General features: G+C 38.8%; 12 protein-coding genes. 4 read left to right on the forward strand and 8 right to left on the reverse strand.

Features of this window, described 5'->3' with window-relative positions; genetic code table 11:
- Nucleotides 1-10: 10 nt before the first annotated feature.
- Both istA and istB read left to right on the forward strand, forming a co-directional pair.
- Nucleotides 11-1036 (forward strand): IS21-like element ISEc57 family transposase, encoded by a 1026-nt coding sequence (gene istA, locus EGS71_RS05030; protein ID WP_002009888.1) that lies wholly within the window; start codon nt 11-13, stop codon nt 1034-1036.
- On the forward strand, nt 1036-1809 hold the full coding sequence (istB, locus tag EGS71_RS05035) for an IS21-like element ISEc57 family helper ATPase IstB (RefSeq protein ID WP_001053381.1): 774 nt from the start codon (nt 1036-1038) through the stop codon (nt 1807-1809). The genes istA and istB overlap by 1 nt, the downstream gene beginning before the upstream one ends.
- A gap of 56 nt (nt 1810-1865) precedes the next feature.
- Here istB and EGS71_RS22755 read toward each other — a convergent pair whose 3' ends face one another.
- From EGS71_RS22755 to EGS71_RS05060, 3 genes are all read right to left on the reverse strand, one after another.
- Nucleotides 1866-7349 carry a BapA/Bap/LapF family prefix-like domain-containing protein gene (locus EGS71_RS22755; RefSeq protein ID WP_228201090.1) on the reverse strand — a complete coding sequence of 1828 codons (5484 nt, stop codon included), beginning with the start codon at nt 7347-7349 and terminating at the stop codon, nt 1866-1868.
- A 35-nt stretch (nt 7350-7384) separates the two neighbouring features.
- On the reverse strand, nt 7385-8230 hold the full coding sequence (locus EGS71_RS05055; RefSeq protein ID WP_000277482.1) for an OmpA family protein: 846 nt from the start codon (nt 8228-8230) through the stop codon (nt 7385-7387).
- A gap of 458 nt (nt 8231-8688) precedes the next feature.
- The gene (locus tag EGS71_RS05060; protein WP_001120776.1) at nt 8689-9507 is read right to left on the reverse strand and encodes a hypothetical protein; all 819 of its coding nucleotides are present in this window, start codon (nt 9505-9507) and stop codon (nt 8689-8691) included.
- A 497-nt stretch (nt 9508-10004) separates the two neighbouring features.
- Here EGS71_RS05060 and EGS71_RS05065 point away from each other — a divergent pair, with 497 nt between their 5' ends.
- The gene (locus EGS71_RS05065; RefSeq protein ID WP_001203192.1) at nt 10005-10361 is read left to right on the forward strand and encodes an IS630 transposase-related protein; all 357 of its coding nucleotides are present in this window, start codon (nt 10005-10007) and stop codon (nt 10359-10361) included.
- A gap of 8 nt (nt 10362-10369) precedes the next feature.
- Here EGS71_RS05065 and EGS71_RS05070 read toward each other — a convergent pair whose 3' ends face one another.
- The 5 genes from EGS71_RS05070 to EGS71_RS05090 form a co-directional block, all read right to left on the reverse strand.
- The gene (locus tag EGS71_RS05070; protein WP_000514224.1) at nt 10370-11194 is read right to left on the reverse strand and encodes a hypothetical protein; all 825 of its coding nucleotides are present in this window, start codon (nt 11192-11194) and stop codon (nt 10370-10372) included.
- Between the two features lie 429 nt (nt 11195-11623).
- Complete coding sequence (locus EGS71_RS05075) at nt 11624-12454, reverse strand: OmpA family protein (protein ID WP_000792806.1); 831 nt, start codon at nt 12452-12454, stop codon at nt 11624-11626.
- A 102-nt stretch (nt 12455-12556) separates the two neighbouring features.
- Nucleotides 12557-17317, reverse strand: coding sequence for a YadA-like family protein (locus tag EGS71_RS05080; RefSeq protein WP_001034064.1), 4761 nt, complete (start codon nt 17315-17317; stop codon nt 12557-12559).
- Between the two features lie 820 nt (nt 17318-18137).
- On the reverse strand, nt 18138-18710 hold the full coding sequence (locus tag EGS71_RS05085; RefSeq protein ID WP_000067195.1) for a TetR/AcrR family transcriptional regulator: 573 nt from the start codon (nt 18708-18710) through the stop codon (nt 18138-18140).
- A 657-nt stretch (nt 18711-19367) separates the two neighbouring features.
- Nucleotides 19368-19706, reverse strand: coding sequence for a hypothetical protein (locus tag EGS71_RS05090; RefSeq protein WP_001243511.1), 339 nt, complete (start codon nt 19704-19706; stop codon nt 19368-19370).
- Between the two features lie 608 nt (nt 19707-20314).
- On the opposite strand from EGS71_RS05090, the gene EGS71_RS05095 reads away from it, so the two are divergent.
- Nucleotides 20315-20800 (forward strand): Lrp/AsnC family transcriptional regulator, encoded by a 486-nt coding sequence (locus EGS71_RS05095; RefSeq protein ID WP_001089197.1) that lies wholly within the window; start codon nt 20315-20317, stop codon nt 20798-20800.
- Nucleotides 20801-20811 lie beyond the last annotated feature (11 nt).

Consider the following 20811-nt stretch of genomic DNA (forward strand, 5'->3'; position numbering starts at 1 on the left):
ACTGCTCAACATGTTAACTTTGGAGCAAGCAGTGACAATCCAAATACTTCATCAACAAGGTCAATCTATTAAGGCAATTAGCCGCGAACTCGGTATTTCTAGAAATACTGTGCGTAAATATTTACGATCTCAAGTAACACCTAAATATCAACGAACACAATCTAAAGTGAGTATTCTTGAGCCTTATAAACCGTATTTAATCAAACGTGTAAATGCCGCCGATCCAGAATGGATACCGGCTGCAGTGTTGTATCAAGAAATCTTGCAAAAAGGCTACACGGGGAAAATTAGAACACTACAAAATTATCTCAATACATTAAAGCCAACTAAACAACCAGAGCCGATTAAGCGATTTGAGACTCAACCAGGTCAACAAATGCAGGTTGATTTCACAAAAATTCGACGTCATCACACCACATTAAAAGCATTTGTTGCAACTTTGGGATACTCTAGAGCAACCTTTGTTAAGTTTTATGATCATGAACGTTCTGATGCATGGATTGATGGCTTAGAAAGTGCTTTTCAGTTCTTTGGTGGTGTTCCTAAAGATGTATTATTTGATAATGCTAAGGCCATTATGATTGAACGTGATGCTTATCAAGATGGTCAACATCGCTGGAATGCTAAATTACTTGATTGTGCTAAGAAATATAACTTCCGACCACGTGTTTGTAAGCCATATCGTGCGCAAACAAAAGGTAAAGTAGAACGCTTTAATAGTTATTTGAAATCAAGTTTTATCGTGCCATTAAAAGCAAGTTTAAAGGTGGTTGACCTTAGCTTAGATGTTGATATGGCAAATGCCTATATTGGTCGATGGCTTAGTGAAACAGCAAATCAACGCATTCATGCAACAACTAAAGAAAAACCAAGTACTCGTTTGCTTGAAGAACAACAATATTTTTCTTCATTACCTTTATTTAATGATGGTTCTAAAAAATCTGTAATTGATGATGTTAGCCCATCATCACTCATACCTCATGAGAGTGTTCAACACCCCTTATCAATCTATGATGAATTACTGGAGGTTTCTTAATGAATTTACAGTATGAGCGTATTGAACAGCTTTGCCGTCAGCTTGGTCTACAAACAGTGGCATCACAATGGTCACATCATGCACAACAAACCTTAGCAAAGGATGGCAGTTATGCAGATTTCGTTGAAGCTATGCTATTACATGAATACACAGCCAAGCAGCAACGTAGTCAACAGATTCTTTTACAACTTTCAGGTCTTACTCAAATCAAAACGTTGGAGGCTTATGATTTTAATTATGCTTTAGGTGCTCCAAAGTCGCAGTTGCTTGAACTATTTAATTTAAGCTTTATTCCAAGAGCTGAAAATGTTGTATTTATTGGTGCAAGTGGTGTTGGGAAAACACATCTATCAATGGCTTTAGGCTATAAGGCAATTATGAATAATATTAAGACTAAGTTTATTACTGCAGCTGATTTAATGTTGCAACTTAGCCTAGCTTATCAACAAGGTAAATTAAAAAACTACATGCAACGTGTTGTACTTGCTCCAAAGTTATTGATTATCGATGAAATAGGATATTTACCATTTGGTCGTGAAGAAGCAAATTTATTTTTTAATGTTATTGCCAAGCGCTATGAAAAAGGCAGTACGATTTTGACCAGTAATTTACCATTTAGCCAGTGGTCTAAATCATTCGCAGATGATGTTACTTTGACAGCAGCAATGTTGGATCGTTTATTACATCATTGTCATGTTGTACAAATATCTGGGGAAAGTTATCGTCTAAAAGATAAAAAGAGAGTAGGAATTCAACCACAAATTGAGTCTTAATAAATCATCAAAGGGGTCAATTTTACTTTGCTGTTTTAAGGTAAAAGGGGTCAGTTTTAAATTGCCGTTGACACCGGCACTTCTGCCGTATAGCTGCCATCAGGATTAACTGTGGCTTTCACCTGCTGTTCCAGCGGATTGCCTGACTGGTCCTGACCGGTAATGGTTAAGGTCACTTCGCTGCCCGGTGCTACATCTGTGGTCCCACCTGTGATATGGCCCTGGTCGTCAACATCTACTGTAATTGATCCGTCAACGCGGTCCAGACCACCTTGATCCGGTGTAGATGGATCATTGTCATGATCAGTCTTCAACAGGCTGTCTTCTGCATTGACTGGTGTACCGTTACGATCAACCGTTTCTGCCTTAACGGTCAATTCGCCATCAGCAAAGCCGGCCGGCACTTCTGCCGTATAGCTGCCATCAGGATTAACTGTGGCTTTCACCTGCTGTTCCAGCGGATTGCCTGACTGGTCCTGACCGGTAATGGTTAAGGTCACTTCGCTGCCCGGTGCTACATCTGTGGTCCCACCTGTGATATGGCCCTGATCATCAACATCTACTGTAATTGATCCGTCAACGCGGTCCAGACCACCTTGATCCGGCGTAGATGGATCATTGTCATGATCGGTCTTCAACAGGCTGTCTTCTGCATTGACCGGTGTACCGTTACGATCAACCGTTTCTGCCTTAACGGTCAATTCGCCATCAGCAAAGCCGGCCGGCACTTCTGCCGTATAGCTGCCATCAGGATTAACTGTGGCTTTCACCTGCTGTTCCAGCGGATTGCCTGACTGGTCCTGACCGGTAATGGTTAAGGTCACTTCGCTGCCCGGTGCTACATCTGTGGTCCCACCTGTGATATGGCCCTGATCATCAACATCTACTGTAATTGATCCGTCAACGCGGTCCAGACCACCTTGATCCGGTGTAGATGGATCATTGTCATGATCGGTCTTCAACAGGCTGTCTTCTGCATTGACTGGTGTACCGTTACGATCAACCGTTTCTGCCTTAACGGTCAATTCGCCATCAGCAAAGCCGGCCGGCACTTCTGCCGTATAGCTGCCATCAGGATTAACTGTGGCTTTCACCTGCTGTTCCAGCGGATTGCCTGACTGGTCCTGACCGGTAATGGTTAAGGTCACTTCGCTGCCCGGTGCTACATCTGTGGTACCACCTGTGATATGGCCCTGATCATCAACATCTACTGTAATTGATCCGTCAACGCGGTCCAGACCACCTTGATCCGGCGTAGATGGATCATTGTCATGATCGGTCTTCAACAGGCTGTCTTCTGCATTGACTGGTGTACCGTTACGATCAACCGTTTCTGCCTTAACGGTCAATTCGCCATCAGCAAAGCCGGCCGGCACTTCTGCCGTATAGCTGCCATCAGGATTAACTGTGGCTTTCACCTGCTGTTCCAGCGGATTGCCTGACTGGTCCTGACCGGTAATGGTTAAGGTCACTTCGCTGCCCGGTGCTACATCTGTGGTCCCACCTGTGATATGGCCCTGGTCGTCAACATCTACTGTAATTGATCCGTCAACGCGGTCCAGACCACCTTGATCCGGCGTAGATGAATCATTGTCATGATCGGTCTTCAACAGGCTGTCTTCTGCATTGACCGGAGTACCATTACGATCCACTGTTTCTGCCTTAACGGTCAATTCGCCATCAGCAAAGCCGGCCGGCACTTCTGCCGTATAGCTGCCATCAGGATTAACTGTGGCTTTCACCTGCTGTTCCAGCGGATTGCCTGACTGGTCCTGACCGGTAGTGGTTAAGGTCACTTCGCTGCCCGGTGCTACATCTGTGGTCCCACCTGTGATATGGCCCTGGTCGTCAACATCTACTGTAATTGATCCGTCAACGCGGTCCAGACCACCTTGATCCGGCGTAGATGGATCATTGTCATGATCGGTCTTCAACAGGCTGTCTTCTGCATTGACCGGAGTACCATTACGATCCACTGTTTCTGCCTTAACGGTCAATTCGCCATCAGCAAAGCCGGCCGGCACTTCTGCCGTATAGCTGCCATCAGGATTAACTGTGGCTTTCACCTGCTGTTCCAGCGGATTGCCTGACTGGTCCTGACCGGTAATGGTTAAGGTCACTTCGCTGCCCGGTGCTACATCTGTGGTCCCACCTGTGATATGGCCCTGATCATCAACATCTACTGTAATTGATCCGTCAACGCGGTCCAGACCACCTTGATCCGGCGTAGATGGATCATTGTCATGATCGGTCTTCAACAGGCTGTCTTCTGCATTGACCGGAGTACCATTACGATCAACTGTTTCTGCCTTAACGGTCAATTCGCCATCAGCAAAGCCGGCCGGCACTTCTGCCGTATAGCTGCCATCAGGATTAACTGTGGCTTTCACCTGCTGTTCCAGCGGATTGCCTGACTGGTCCTGACCGGTAATGGTTAAGGTCACTTCGCTGCCCGGTGCTACATCTGTGGTCCCACCTGTGATATGGCCCTGGTCGTCAACATCTACTGTAATTGATCCGTCAACGCGGTCCAGACCACCTTGATCCGGCGTAGATGGATCATTGTCATGATCGGTCTTCAACAGGCTGTCTTCTGCATTGACCGGAGTACCATTACGATCCACTGTTTCTGCCTTAACGGTCAATTCGCCATCAGCAAAGCCGGCCGGCACTTCTGCCGTATAGCTGCCATCAGGATTAACTGTGGCTTTCACCTGCTGTTCCAGCGGATTGCCTGACTGGTCCTGACCGGTAATGGTTAAGGTCACTTCGCTGCCCGGTGCTACATCTGTGGTCCCACCTGTGATATGGCCCTGATCATCAACATCTACTGTAATTGATCCGTCAACGCGGTCCAGACCACCTTGATCCGGTGTAGATGGATCATTGTCATGATCGGTCTTCAACAGGCTGTCTTCTGCATTGACCGGAGTACCATTACGATCCACTGTTTCTGCCTTAACGGTCAATTCGCCATCAGCAAAGCCGGCCGGCACTTCTGCCGTATAGCTGCCATCAGGATTAACTGTGGCTTTCACCTGCTGTTCCAGCGGATTGCCTGACTGGTCCTGACCGGTAATGGTTAAGGTCACTTCGCTGCCCGGTGCTACATCTGTGGTCCCACCTGTGATATGGCCCTGATCATCAACATCTACTGTAATTGATCCGTCAACGCGGTCCAGACCACCTTGATCCGGTGTAGATGGATCATTGTCATGATCGGTCTTCAACAGGCTGTCTTCTGCATTGACCGGAGTACCATTACGATCAACTGTTTCTGCCTTAACGGTCAATTCGCCATCAGCAAAGCCGGCCGGCACTTCTGCCGTATAGCTGCCATCAGGATTAACTGTGGCTTTCACCTGCTGTTCCAGCGGATTGCCTGACTGGTCCTGACCGGTAATGGTTAAGGTCACTTCGCTGCCCGGTGCTACATCTGTGGTCCCACCTGTGATATGGCCCTGGTCGTCAACATCTACTGTAATTGATCCGTCAACGCGGTCCAGACCACCTTGATCCGGCGTAGATGGATCATTGTCATGATCGGTCTTCAACAGGCTGTCTTCTGCATTGACTGGTGTACCGTTACGATCAACCGTTTCTGCCTTAACGGTCAATTCGCCATCAGCAAAGCCGGCCGGCACTTCTGCCGTATAGCTGCCATCAGGATTAACTGTGGCTTTCACCTGCTGTTCCAGCGGATTGCCTGACTGGTCCTGACCGGTAATGGTTAAGGTCACTTCGCTGCCCGGTGCTACATCTGTGGTCCCACCTGTGATATGGCCCTGGTCGTCAACATCTACTGTAATTGATCCGTCAACGCGGTCCAGACCACCTTGATCCGGCGTAGATGGATCATTGTCATGATCGGTCTTCAACAGGCTGTCTTCTGCATTGACCGGAGTACCATTACGATCCACTGTTTCTGCCTTAACGGTCAATTCGCCATCAGCAAAGCCGGCCGGCACTTCTGCCGTATAGCTGCCATCAGGATTAACTGTGGCTTTCACCTGCTGTTCCAGCGGATTGCCTGACTGGTCCTGACCGGTAATGGTTAAGGTCACTTCGCTGCCCGGTGCTACATCTGTGGTCCCACCTGTGATATGGCCCTGATCGTCAACATCTACTGTAATTGATCCGTCAACGCGGTCCAGACCACCTTGATCCGGTGTAGATGGATCATTGTCATGATCGGTCTTCAACAGGCTGTCTTCTGCATTGACTGGTGTACCGTTACGATCAACCGTTTCTGCCTTAACGGTCAATTCGCCATCAGCAAAGCCGGCCGGCACTTCTGCCGTATAGCTGCCATCAGGATTAACTGTGGCTTTCACCTGCTGTTCCAGCGGATTGCCTGACTGGTCCTGACCGGTAATGGTTAAGGTCACTTCGCTGCCCGGTGCTACATCTGTGGTCCCACCTGTGATATGGCCCTGGTCGTCAACATCTACTGTAATTGATCCGTCAACGCGGTCCAGACCACCTTGATCCGGTGTAGATGGATCATTGTCATGATCGGTCTTCAACAGGCTGTCTTCTGCATTGACTGGTGTACCGTTACGATCAACCGTTTCTGCCTTAACGGTCAATTCGCCATCAGCAAAGCCGGCCGGCACTTCTGCCGTATAGCTGCCATCAGGATTAACTGTGGCTTTCACCTGCTGTTCCAGCGGATTGCCTGACTGGTCCTGACCGGTAATGGTTAAGGTCACTTCGCTGCCCGGTGCTACATCTGTGGTCCCACCTGTGATATGGCCCTGGTCGTCAACATCTACTGTAATTGATCCGTCAACGCGGTCCAAACCACCAGGGACCGATTCATCTTCGGGTGTATTTGGATCATCTGGCTTACCTGCATTCAACTGATCTTCAGCTTTTACAACTTTACCATTTTGATCTACAACCTCAGACTCTACTTTTAAATCGCCATCGGCAAAATCTTTTGGTACTTCTGCGGTATAACTACCATCAGAATTAACAGTTGTTTCAATTTCCTTGCTAATTAAATTGCCATCTTTATCTTTACCTGTAACTGTAATATTTACTTTACTACCGTCAGCAATATTCTCAGTCTTACCCGTTATAAATCCATCGCTTTTAACTTGAATAGTATTCGTACCATTTGGTGTACTAGATGAGTCATCATTATTCGCTGCAGCAATTACCCCTCCAACAACCCCAACGCCAGCTAACCAAGGTAAAAGACTAACAAGTTTACTACCAGCCTCTGGCAGTAAAACCTCTAATCCAGGAATACCTTTAAAGTCAGAAAGCCCATCAAACCAATATAGAACACATCCTTCTTCTTCAAATACTAAATCAGAAACCACATCATCATAAGCAATGAAGAAATTTTCAATAACTATCACTTCACCATTTTTCAATTTAAGCAATAAGTTATTACCGTCACGGATAAATTCCTCAACATCATCACGATGCATTTTCGTATGAACGATTGATGCTTCTGTTAAAGTAATCTGATTCGAATTAACTATTGATTTCTCTAATGAATCTTTTTCTATTACAATAAAATTAGTCATATTTCACCTAAACTTCTTATTCCATAAATTGGTAATTACTTAGAAATCCCAGTAATTTCGACAGTTACACGACGATCTGGTTGCAAGCAGGTTTTTAAGGCTTCTTGTGATTTAGCGTTAGGACACCCATCAGTTACAGGTTGAGTTTCTCCCATGCTTGCTGTACTGATAACGCTATCAGCCACCCCATTTTGGATTAGAAGATTCCGTACTGTATCCGCCCGGCTTTGCGCCAGCTTTTGGTTATAATTGTGATTGCCTAATCGGTCTGTATGACCAGTCAATTTAATTGCACTTACCGAGACGTATCCCTGCGAAATTTTAGAAGCTAAATCCGTTACTTCTTGGCGCCCTTTTGGCAGCAAGTCATTAAGTGTAGAACCATCAAATTTGAATAAAGTATCTGCTGATAATTGGATTACTGAAGTGTGTTCAATAGTTGGAGTTGCTTCTTTTTTTGAGCAAACAAGTTCTTTTCCATTATTTAAAATATAAGGTTTGCCATTCTTATCTATGGAAAGGGTCAAATTATTGTCGGATAACTGATTGGTTTGAAGGTCTACATCACATGATTGACACTCTTGAGAAGTACAATTTTTAACTTTGAAATTGTAAATTTCAGGCTTCAAACGGTACTGCGCTGCATTATTAATATAGAAGCTACCCGATTGAATGTTGTCTATATAGAAATTAATAGGACAGTTTTGCTTTTCCGGAGCATCTTCTGCACATAATTTATCATCTCGTTTTACGTTTATTACTTGAGCCTTATCGTTGCCCCCTTCTTGAAACCGTAAACCTGTAGGCTGGGAATAATTGTTGGCTGCACAGGCAGACAGTCCAATTGACACAGCTATTACTAACAATCGCAATTTATACATATAGCATTCCCTAAACGTTAAAAGTAAAAACCATTGTTATCTCTATACTTGTGAAGCAGTTCTCACATATGCAAAGTGAAGTTATCAAATTCACATCATGATTTATGTTCATTTTACACATTTTTATTTGATTTCAAACTATGCTTTTTATATTAAAAAAATAAAAATAGTTTCAAAAAATTCTTTTATAAATTTAAATACTTAATATTTAATATTTTTTTTAATTTATTTTTTTAATAAAAAATTGTTATTTTTTATCTACAACTAATTATGTGCATTTTTAACATAGAAAATTTGTGACTGCGTGACTTAAGCTCAGTAGCGTCTTATGCGGATAAAGTAAATAATTTCTATAAGAGAATAAGACATAAAAAAAGCCATACTTAAGTAGATGGCTTAGATGAAGAGCAGTTTGAAAGAAAAAATTAAGTTAAATTTAGTCTACTTTAAATTTAAACTTATAAATCAAACCCACCGAAGATTGGGGGCTCTTCTGTCGTACTATCATCATTATTTGAGTTTCCTTCCGACGAGTTAGAACCATTTTCTTGTTCAGATGTTTGTGGAGGAGCTCCATCTTTACTTGATGGATAATCATCCATTAATAATATTGTACTTAGCGCAGCACAATGAGTTCTTAGGCTCTCATTATCATCATCGTACATTGTTGGATATAATTGTTTAGAATATTGTGAAGTATAACTTGCAGTCCAATTCTGCAAGATATTAGGTAAATTAAAAGTATAGTAATATGTTTTTTCTTCATTGGGTTGATAAGTATTAACAGTTTCATCATTTAAACAATAATTCGTTTCTGTTTCTTTTTCTGTTTTAGAACCCGTTAATTGTATAGCAGCTTTACAACTGTTGATGTACTCATAGATCGGTTCTGATGTCGTATTTTTCACAATAACTTGTAATTTATACCTTACCTTTAATCCACTATTTATTCCTAAAAGATCCATCCGATCCCCCATTTTCATAGGGATAAATGGAGCATAGTGTCTAACAAATTGAATTGTTCGCTCTACACCGCCACAATATTGTGTTACAGGATTTGGATAAGCAACAGCATACTCACCATCATCTTCCATTTGATTAGAACCTGGATTTGGTCGAGGATTAGTAACAGGGTTTTCAGTACCAACTGTCATTTCGCCCGTACCAGTTCCCCCTAAAGTCACTCCAACATTAAATCCGCCATCCTCTCCAGTACAACCCGAGAGCATAAATAAACCTACAGATACTAATGGTAGTGTAAGACGCGAATGAGGCATATGAGTTATCTCAATAAATATTGTAAGAACTAAAAAACAGAAAATTCCTTTAAACCTGTTTTTTCATGAAATATTTTATAGGAAACTTAAATACTTGGAATTATTCAATCACTATAAAATTTAAATTTTATAGAATTCAAGTAGCTAACAAAAATCTAGGTATTCAGAAATAAATATATTCTTTTACAATTCTATGATGTCTGGAACTCCGGTCTTATTAAAACCTAATATAATTTAACAATAAACATACTTTTTGACAAACAAAAATGTGCAATTAAACCATTTTTCATAAAAAAATTATGTGAGAGGGGAAATAAAATTTTAAAAAAATAATAATATGTGCAATATGTACATATTTTTTAAATAATGGTACATTTTCTTTGAGTGACTCTAAACAAAAGGAGATAGAACTGTAACATTTGAATAGAAAAAATTACGATAGCTCAAACAGTAAGTTTTTATTAAACAGTTGACACTAGGGAAATGAGTTAAATTCTATGCGTGCGTATTCTTTAGACTTTCGCCAGAATGTAATGGCTGCTTACAAACAAACGCAACATAAGTCAAAAGTCTGTAAACAGTTTAAGATTGCCAGATCAACACTGGATGAATGGATTGCTCTTGAAGAAACAACACAAGATTTAAAACCACTACCACTTACTCGTACTGGCAGACCCTTTTCTATTTATGACTTAAAAAGCTTTGAAGATTTTGTAAAATCTACACCCTTCTCTAAAATCAGAGAATTAATAGACCCTTTTGAACATAGATTTGGTTATAAAGTCTCATATTCTATTCTATGGAGAGGCTTAAAAAAAATTGGGTGGAAAAATAAATTTAAAAGTCGAGAGTGAATCAATATTTATTTATCATATTGGAAAATACCCAGACGAAACTGTTTATTCGCGTCAGGGGATCTTTCATCGTTTTTACAATATTCTATTGCCGAAGAAAGGATAGCCTTAGACATCAAATTCCACATATCAAGACTTAATTTTTTAAGCTTTTCTACAGATTCAGGACTTAACTCGTCTGCAAAAATAGCTTGTTCTAAAAAATTGGTTTTTTGTGTTAGATTACTAATCCCGGCTGCAAGATGATCTGAAATATTTTGAGTAAATAGTTGCTTACTTTCATCCATTTGTGGATCTGGAGTAAAACTGGAATTCTGCAAAATAATTTGATTATTTTCTTCTATGACCAACCCCAATCGTTTAAGTTCGAGTAATATTGATTTTGGATGCTTTTCAGAAGATATCTGCTTAACCAAGCCCTCAAAACTTGGTTCCTCCCCATTAAAAGGAATTTGGGTTGGCAGTTTTTGTCCTATCCATAAACCTATTACACGAGCAGGTACACTAATAGGTAATTGCTGATTAAACTGATTAATTAATCTATACTCACCATAGGTCTGACAAAAACTTCTGACATCACGTCGCCCTAAACCAGATAATAAGCTAACAGCAGAGTCTGTTTTTTTTTGTTTAATAGAGTCTAGCTCTTTAATGGCTTCATTATAAAATACCGACTTTAGGGCGGTTGAAAACTCATTGTAACCAATACCAGTTTTAATAAGCCAACGAACCAACTCAGGCATAATACTGATAGCATGTTCTAATGTCGTTTCAGTGTCATGAGACAACATCATGTCTTTAGAAGTTACCAAAGCCGATGTCTCTTTACCCATGCATACTCCAGTGTGAGATGAAATAGACTTCCCCAAATCAATAGTAGTTAGAAAGTTAAAAAACATTTTAATTTAATAAAATTATACTTTTTCAACCTAATAAATTGTAGGCTTTTTTTTAAAAAAATGTAGGCTTTTTTTTATAAACTAACGGACTATTTCGTACACTTGGTTCATTCTCTACAAGCTGTGTTAATGGTAAAAAGAGAATTATTAAGTTTCTTATAACACTAAGATATGTCTAAAAATATAAAAAAAACAATATTCAAAGAAATTAAATTATTAAAATATTTCAAATAAAAACAAAAACTTATACAAAAACCATTTTGATTATCAATAACAATTTGAAAAATTTAATTCTGTAAAAAAATAGGCTTATTCTTCATTCAATATGAATAAGCCTTTTATAGAAATAATATATGAATTTTTTTACTCAATGATACCATCAACATCTATTACTACGCGCCTATTGGGTTCTAGGCATTTCACTAATAGATTTTTTGAAAGACCATCTGCACAGTGTTTTACAGGATCCTGCTCGCCTAGACCTTGTGCAATAAGAACTTGGGCGTTGATTTGATTATTCAAAAAATATTGTTTTATCGTTTCTGCTCTTTTTTGAGATAACGTTAAGTTATAAACCTCCCGTCCTAAGTAATCTGTATATCCCAAAATCCGAATTGTTCTAATTTCTTTAAATTTATGAAGTTCTGCAACCAAACGATCTAAATCCTCCCTTCCTTTTAGATTTATATGATTCAGATCACTTTTATCAAAAGCAAATAATGCATCTGCGCCTAGTGTATAACGTTTGATTGATACTTGCTGTTTAGGCTCTTCTTTCTTTGGTGGATTGAATGATGGAGGACAAGCAGCATTTTCCGGATCAATCGGATTCCAATAAAAACTGCTTGCAATCATATTTTGATCAAATAAAACCTTATATTGGCAAGTAATTATGCCATTTTCACCTTTGCCAGGTGTATTAAAGTGAAATAAATAATTCCATTCTCTTGGTCTCCACCCATCATCATATTGTGGTCGTCCAATTAATTCATATAACTGATCTTTTGTCATACCTGAACGAACTTGGCTTAAACTTTGTAAATTTGGAAATGTTCCTAACTCCTTATTAAAAATAACATCATTAGTTTTATGCCATTTAGGATTGTCAGTCATACCCTCTTTTGTAATTAACGTACCAGTTGAACACCCACTAAAAATTCCCACTGCTAAACACATGATAAATAAATTTTTCATATCTGAATTCCCGTATAAATTTTGTATTCGATAATTTAATTTTAAGTAGTCTTTATATTAGACACACTGAAATATTCAATGTGCCTAATAATCACTAAAGGCTTACCATTGGATACCGGCACCTACAGTTCCTCCAAAATCACCACGGGAATTACCACTTCCAGACATTTTAAAGACCCATTTTCCATTATCTGAAATCGATGACATACCTATTGCATAACCAGATTCACCTCGGTACGTACCACCGCTGATTGCCATCATACTTTTACCTGGAATGTAAGCTTGTGGTAATCCCGCGGTTGCCATTGCTTGAGCAATACCTCCATTGGCATGATCTTCTAAATCATCGATACGTTTATTCGTTGTATAGAATGCTTGTTCTAATTGATTACTTACATTAGTGACTTGTTGATCTAAGGAATTCAGTGCATCTCCAACATTATTGTAAGAGCCTCCACCCACATTATAAGTAGGGCCTGTATTGGTTTCATAATTGGCACCACCACCTAAGTAGTTATAAATATTGGTGTTGCTCGCATGTAACTGAGATCCATTAATCGCATCTTTCGATGTAGAGTTAATTGTGCCGTCCGCTACATTTGTAACTTTACTTGCACCAGCATTTATACCTGTTTGATCAATTGTGATATTTCCTACAGAAACTTTATCTGTAGTAATCGAACCAGAAGTAACTGTATCAAACTTCACATCTTTACTGGTTGCCACTTGATAGTTCGTACTACCATCGGCATTTTTACTACTTGAAACCGTAATATTCTCACCAGCCGATACTGTTGTTTTAGCAGCTGTCGCAGCCGCAGTTGCATTTTGAGCAACCTGTTGTAGTTGATCTTCAGTAGCAGCTTGTCCTGAAAAAATATTGTTAGGATTCCAAGTCGTATTTGTTAATCCATTAACTGTACCAGCCTCACCATTAACAGTAACTTTTCCAGCAGAGATATTGCCTTTTGATCCATCAATCAAAACATCTCCAGCTTGAATTGTTCCAGAATTACCATCAATTGATACTGCATTATCTCCTGCGCCAATTTTAATTTGATCAGCTAAGCCCACTTTAATGTCATTACCAGAATTCGTTACTAGTACACCATTATCAGAGTCACCATTAATATTTACAGTTTGACCTGGTTTTACTGTGCTTGTCGCATTCGAACCTGAATCAGTACTTACATTCCAACCTTGGTTTGCATTTGCAGCCTGATCATTTACATGTTTAATTGCATCATCGATGGTGTTTTGCCCAGTGCCACCAATATTGCTCCAAGTAATCTGATTATTAGTATAAAGAGCATTACCACCAAACAGTTGAGTCAAGTTATTACCTAAGCCAAAAAGCTGACTACCATTGATGGCATCTTTAGAATCTGCACTAATAAGACCATCTGCAACATCAGTTACTTTTTTATCACCTGCACTAATACCATCTTTTGTTATGCTTGGGCCATTAGCGATAACAATACCGTCTGTTGTAATTGTGGTATCGCCAACTGTGACCTTATTAAAATCAACCTCATCTGCTGTAGCAACAGTGTATATATTTTGCCCATCCACACCAGTGCTTGAAGTAACAGTAATATTTTTCCCTTGTTCAACCTCCGTTCTTGATGCTGCTGTTGCCTGGTCTACATAGGTTTTATTGGTAATATGGTTTCCTTCGGTAATTGGGCCTGTGTAGTAGCTGCCTCCATTATTCACCGTGAAGCTATCGCCTAGCTTGGTTTCTCCTGTCGCAGTCAGGTTCGTCGTGTTCACTGTATTGAATGTCACATCTGCTGCCGTACCCACCGTGATACTGCCATCCGCATTCGCTGTTAACTCAACATTGTCTCCTGTCACAAAGTTAACCTTGTTGTCATCTTTATTGACTGTCTTAACATCAACTCCGTCAATCTGCGTCACCACACTTTGCAAGGCTGTATCCGCCTTAACCAGACTGTCTTTGGTACTTTGACTCAAATCAACTGCATAGTCCGTAACATTGTTGGCATCAGGACTACCTGCCGTTACCGTAATTGCACTTGATCCTGCTGACGCAGTGCTACCTTTGGCATTTACCGTATAAATATTCTGTCCATTGCTACCTGTAGTTTTAACTACATCGGCAACATTCGTTCCCGCTGCAACCTCCGTTCTTGATGCTGCTGTTGCCTGGTCTACATAGGTTTTATTGGTAATGTGATTGCCTTCGGTAATTGGACCTGTATAGTAACTGCCTCCATTATTCACCGTGAAGCTATCGCCTAGCTTGGTTTCTCCTGTCGCAGTCAGGTTCGTCGTGTTCACTGTATTGAATGTCACATCTGCTGCCGTACCCACCGTGATACTGCCATCCGCATTCGCTGTTAACTCAACATTGTCTCCTGTCACAAAGTTAACCTTGTTGTCATCTTTATTGACTGTCTTAACATCAACTCCGTCAATCTGTGTCACCACACTTTGCAAGGCTGTATCCGCCTTAACCAGACTGTCTTTGGTACTTTGACTCAAATCAACTGCATAGTCCGTAACATTGTTGGCATCAGCTGTACCTGCCGTTACCGTAACTGCACTTGATCCTGCTGACGCAGTGCTACCTTTGGCATTTACCGTATAAATATCCTGTCCATTGCTGCCTGTAGTTTTAACTACATCGGCAACATTGGTGCCCGCTGCAACCTTCGTTCTTGATGCTGCTATTGCTGAATCAATTGTATTTTGTCCAGTACCACCAATGTTACTCATTGAAAGTGTGCCATTACTATTTAAACTAGCATCACCTCCTAAAATATCTATTGTGCTATTAGCAACATTACCTAATATATTATTCGTTGCATATAACTGACTACCATTGATAGCATCTGTACTAGTCTCGGAAATAGAACCAGATCCTACATTTTTAATTTGACGTTCTGCTCCCGCTGAACCAACTGACAATTGCATCCCTGTATTTGTAACTTGTCCCGCAAAATTACCATAGGTCAAACCATTTAAATTTGCCTCTGACTCTAGTGTTGCATCAGTAACAGTATTTGCATTTGCACCTAAAGCAATTGAATTCTCTTTAGTAGCTCGAGTATTCGTTCCAATACTTACAACATTATTAGTATTTACACCTATATTAGAATTTGAGCCTAAAAGAACATTGTTGTTGCCTTGAGAAGAAACCCCAGAAAGGTACCCTATAGCAATATTCTCATTTCCTTTTATATTTGCACCAGCATTATTTCCGAATGCCGAATTATTATTTCCAATAATGCGTTGACCTGTATATACACCTGTCAATGTATTGCCATCTCCTTCTAGAGAGACACCTGAAGCCGTACCGATAGCCGTATTAGAATTACCAGTAGAGTTTGTAGTATTACTAATTCCTGTTAATGCATTACTACCTAGAGCGGTATTATAGCTCCCAGTTCGGTATCTTGCTGCATTTTGCCCTACATAACTATTGTGTTGACCAATGCTATTTTGACCTGCTTGATCACCAATAAATGTCGCATATAGATATTGAGAATTACGCCCAGCTTGATTGCCTAACATAACACTATCTGAACCATAGGTATTTTTAGCACCGTCATCATAGCGTTGCGCATTCTGAGCGGCATAAGATCCAATAATAACTTCGCTACCACCTACTGAACGAGCATTTAGACCTATTGCTATAGAACCAGGTAGGCCATTCACATCATTAATGTGACTTCCCACAATTACTTGTGCATTATCACCAATAGCAATACCACTATTACGATTACTTACGGTTGCATCACTTCCAATTGCTACAGCATTTCGTGCAGTTGTCACTGAACTTCCATAACCTTGAGCAATTGATTCATTAGAATTAGCATCAATATAACTGTTACGCCCCAAAGCTAACGCACTATAAGATAATGCTTGAGCAAAATCACCCATAGCTATTGAGAAATCGGCATCGGCATTTGCAACACGACCAATACTGATTGCACTCCATCCATCTGCCGTAGAGCTATCACCAACAGCCACAGCAGCAGTCCCAATAGCATGGGCAACAGAACCTACTGCGACTGCCCGATCTCCATTTGCAATACTACTGTCTCCTAGCGCAATAGTTCCATCTCCAATTGCATTATTTATTCGACCTACTGCAACTGCCCCATCACCTTCAGCTGTATTTGATGAACCTATCGCTACAGCCCCGACACCATTAGCATGCTCACCATAACCAATAGCTACAGCACCTCCAGAACCTACAGTATATTGACTACCTTTTGTACTAGCTATACTGTTAGATCCAATCGCTACATTATTAGATAGGTCTTCATTTATATTAGAGTTATCTGCGATAATATTTTTACCAATAGCAACTGAGTTTTTACCTAACGCATTAGCAGTTTCTCCAATTGCCACACTATTAGTACCCGAAGCAGTTGTATCAATAAAACCAATTGCAATTGCTTCTTGTCCAGAAGCTCTTGCATCTAAATTAGCCTGACCTACATTTTGTGCGTTGGCTTGCACGCCGTTAATGAGAGTAAAACCGCCAGTTGCTGTTTGGCCAAGACATGTCCATGGAACGACACTAGTAAGATTGGTTGCCGCTTGACTCACACAATTATTGCTCGGTCCAATAGCCGCAGTTACTATTGGTGTTCCTATATCTGCGCTACCTGCTGCAAACACACCAGTTGATATTAAAGCACTTAAAAAGATACCACCCACCCAAATGTTAATATATTGATTATATTTAACTTTACTAGATGAATTACCAATATTTTTATTTTTAATATTATTACCTGAACTACGCTTCCCTCTGGCCTTAGAGAGTTCTGAAGCAGTAACCCAAATACCTAGAACATCATTCCAAATTAACCGATATATCTTATTCATTTTAATTTCCTTTTTAGCATACGTTGATTGGAAATATTTTTGTGCTCAAGCTAACTGCTAGAGATGCGACAGTTATAACTGCAGCAACAATTTTTCTATTAGTGTGATCAAATTATCATCACATTTAAATATGTGCAATATGCACATAATATTTAATAAAAATATTATTCGTGTCGTAAAATTTCTTCTATTTACATTTCAGGATTTGATAAATTTATAATTTTTAATTATTACAAAAGGTTACTATGTTTTTTTACTAAACTTGAAAGATATCGGCCCCATAAAAGGCACAACTGTACAATAAAATAAATTTAATATTTTTTTTAAAAAATTAGCTTTAGATCTGTTTAGTGATTAAAAGGTTCCACTAGTTAAATCAATTGCAAAAAAATTCTCAAAAAACACTAAAAAATTACTTAAAATCAATGTAATAAAATTATTTATAAACTTGAGGTAATAGAAATATTAGACCTATAAATATTAATAAATTAAGCCCTACAAAACTATAAAATAAAAAAGCTCAAAGCATTTTGCATTGAGCTGTGCATAATACATGCAATAGATATCACATTATGCCTGAACAACGTGAATCTTGTCTTAAAATACCATAAAAATGTACACATTGAACATATTTATGGTATTAATTAAAGATTTGTTCTAAATCACAATGAATGATTGTTAAGAGATAATATTTTGCTCTATTTTTACTTATTCACAATTGTTGCTCCTATAACAAATTATGGAGATGTTTCTAACTCATCGTATGATGTTCTTGATCAACAAACTCAAAAGTAGCCACATCAATCAAATATCCTATAATCTAAAGGTTCTTTAATCTTAAAGAGGTAGGTCTAAAAAACATCTCTACAACCATATCTCGTTCGTCCAAACTATTTGAACTTAAAAATTGGGACATCAAACCATCTATTAGGTTTAAAACCATGTCAGCATCGGGTTTTAATGCACGGGTTTCTAAACTAAAAATTAGATCAAAAATTTCTCGAAGCAACCATTTTCTATATTCTATCGCCATACGGTAAGCTTGAGGATAAACTCCTTTAGTTTCAAAGAAAGCTTTAAGTAGTAAGTGGTACAGGCTATTAAAATTGACGTGTAAAATAATAATTTCTTTGAGTTTATCGGTTGTGTTGTAATAACGGTTTGAATAAATAATGGATAGCACTTCTTCTTTAAGCAGGCTTGTTTGAAAGGCGATACACATTTCAATCAAGCGTTCTTTTGAGTAAAAGTAGTTGTAAAGCGTAGCTTTTGGAATTTTAGATTCTTTAACTATAAGGTTTACACCCGTTGTATGAAAACCACGAGTTGTAAATAAACGGATAGCTGTATGAATAATGTTTAGTTTTTTGGAAGATGTTTCTAAATTTGACATAGTTATACCGCTTAAAATAATTTTTTGTTGTATATAAAAGAGATAGAAATGCCGTCACTCTTAAATTGAGCGCTAAAAACAGACATGCAAAAGCCGCACAATAAAGATGTGCTCGCCTATCTCGGGTTTATTGTTGCTATGATTTTTGAGTCGTAACGATGTTTAGGTTTAAAAACCTAGAGTCGATTCAACCGCTTTATAGACTGTTTAAGTGGTATAGACAAAAAGACTTTGGCAAAAACCAATAAATGAGAAGAATTAGTACGCATAGCGAACTCCTTTGGCTATAAAATAACTTTACTTAAGATTTAGTCATCCATTCTAGAATCTTTTATTTTTGAAATTTAAAAATATAAGTAAACTTAAAATGTACTCCGTTATATTAATTAAGACTTTGAATGCCGACTGATGCTTATTTTTCCTCCATAATACATAACGAACGGCTAATCCAAGGAAGGAAATGTTATTTTTATGGTTACAATAAGGGATTCAAACTAAAAAATGATTATTGTTAGATCTAAAACAAGGTAAAGTTTTATATTAGCTAATTTTTTAAGAATTATTCTCTAATTTAACTAGTAAATTTATAGACCGATAAAATGAATAATTAAATCCATCTTATCGGCTTGCTAGAAGAGGTTTTTAAAACCTTATTTTTTATTGTTTAATATATTTTGGAAATTCTTTTAAAACCTTATGACAAAAGTGGCCTTGTGTATCCTCTTTCTTCCGCTCTTCAAATTCCTTCATCCCAAATTTCATAACCTCTCTACCATATTTTTCGCCGAGATCATGTTTAGTACATTTTGCGGCAGCCTCTTTTAACTCTTCTGAATAATAGTGATAGTTACAGTCAAGTTGAGCTCGGCTTAAAAAACCATGGAGCTCTACTGCTTTTTCGCATTGTGTTTGCTCTAGAAGATTTCTAGATTCTTGACTCGCATAAATTGAAGTTCCTACTAATAAAGTGAAAATCGTTACTAAAAAATTACGCATTATTTCCCCGACGAAGTTATTAAAAGTATTAGTCATAATATTGCGGGCGTATTAAATAATAATTATCTCTAAGTGTCTATTAATAATAAAGAAAACAGGATAACCTTCTTCTCTTTCGAATATTTAATCACCTTATTAAAATTAGGTGATTAAGTTTTAACAAGTATATATTATTTATTTTACTTCCCTATTTAATTGTTAAATTAGTACTTTGGTTAGGGATTAAAGTATGCCTTTTTTTTGACTTTCAATAATAATATTTAGCTATTTAGTTAGGATATTTAATAAGATTCTTGGAAAGATGAGCGCTATGACCAATAAGAATATATTTATTATTTAACCAGTATTTGATGATTCTAATGTATGAATCAAAAATTCCTAATATTTGATTTTTGGGTAAGATCCGCAAAGAGCACTGTTTAGTCACCCTTACTGAAACAGTGCTCTTTGCTTCATCACAACTCCTATCCAGTAGAGTCCGATGCATAGAAATAGTGTATGGCTGTGTCGCTCAAAATGTTTACTGAATTTTCAGTTTTTTTAAATGATATCAGCATAAAAATCACGTATATTTAAAATTAACAGAAGAATCTTCTTTGGTTTATATTTTGAACAGCACAGAATACACACTAGATCGCATAGATCGGAAAATATTATCTGCCCTACGTAGAAATGGCCGTTTAACGGTTGCACAGCTCGCCGAAGAAGTCGGGCTTTCATCTTCGCCTTGCTGGACTCGACTCAAACGTTTAGAAAGTCTAAAAATTATTGAAGGCTATACCGTAAACGTAAACCCCAAAGCGATTGGCATTCATGAGTTGTTTTTTATTGAAATTACCCTAGAACGCCACGACGATGAAATGCTAGAAAACTTTAGCGAGGCTTTGGCAGACATTCCAGAAGTGGTCGAGGCGCATTTAGTTACGGGCGACTATGATTATTTGGTGAAAGTGGCCGTAAAAGATGCCGAGCATTACGAGCGTTTTTTACGTAAAAAGCTCTACTCGATTAAAGGAATCCGCCACACGCGTTCAACCTTTGCTTTACGACCACTTAAATCTGCCAATACTGCCGATTTAATGTTGATTGAATAATTTACTTATAG

This window comes from Acinetobacter sp. FDAARGOS_559, from assembly GCF_003940475.1.
In the GTDB taxonomy this organism is placed as follows: domain Bacteria; phylum Pseudomonadota; class Gammaproteobacteria; order Pseudomonadales; family Moraxellaceae; genus Acinetobacter; species Acinetobacter baumannii.

What these genes read in the sequence shown, in the direction of transcription:
- EGS71_RS05080 (WP_001034064.1), bottom strand. Translation starts at nt 17,317, where the DNA reads ATGAATAAGATATATCGGTTAATTTGGAATGATGTTCTAGGTATTTGG.
- EGS71_RS05070 (WP_000514224.1), bottom strand. Translation starts at nt 11,194, where the DNA reads ATGGGTAAAGAGACATCGGCTTTGGTAACTTCTAAAGACATGATGTTG.
- istA (WP_002009888.1), top strand. Translation starts at nt 11, where the DNA reads ATGTTAACTTTGGAGCAAGCAGTGACAATCCAAATACTTCATCAACAA.
- istB (WP_001053381.1), top strand. Translation starts at nt 1,036, where the DNA reads ATGAATTTACAGTATGAGCGTATTGAACAGCTTTGCCGTCAGCTTGGT.
- EGS71_RS05055 (WP_000277482.1), bottom strand. Translation starts at nt 8,230, where the DNA reads ATGTATAAATTGCGATTGTTAGTAATAGCTGTGTCAATTGGACTGTCT.
- EGS71_RS05075 (WP_000792806.1), bottom strand. Translation starts at nt 12,454, where the DNA reads ATGAAAAATTTATTTATCATGTGTTTAGCAGTGGGAATTTTTAGTGGG.
- EGS71_RS05065 (WP_001203192.1), top strand. Translation starts at nt 10,005, where the DNA reads ATGCGTGCGTATTCTTTAGACTTTCGCCAGAATGTAATGGCTGCTTAC.
- EGS71_RS22755 (WP_228201090.1), bottom strand. Translation starts at nt 7,349, where the DNA reads ATGACTAATTTTATTGTAATAGAAAAAGATTCATTAGAGAAATCAATA.
- EGS71_RS05060 (WP_001120776.1), bottom strand. Translation starts at nt 9,507, where the DNA reads ATGCCTCATTCGCGTCTTACACTACCATTAGTATCTGTAGGTTTATTT.
- EGS71_RS05085 (WP_000067195.1), bottom strand. Translation starts at nt 18,710, where the DNA reads ATGTCAAATTTAGAAACATCTTCCAAAAAACTAAACATTATTCATACA.
- EGS71_RS05090 (WP_001243511.1), bottom strand. Translation starts at nt 19,706, where the DNA reads ATGCGTAATTTTTTAGTAACGATTTTCACTTTATTAGTAGGAACTTCA.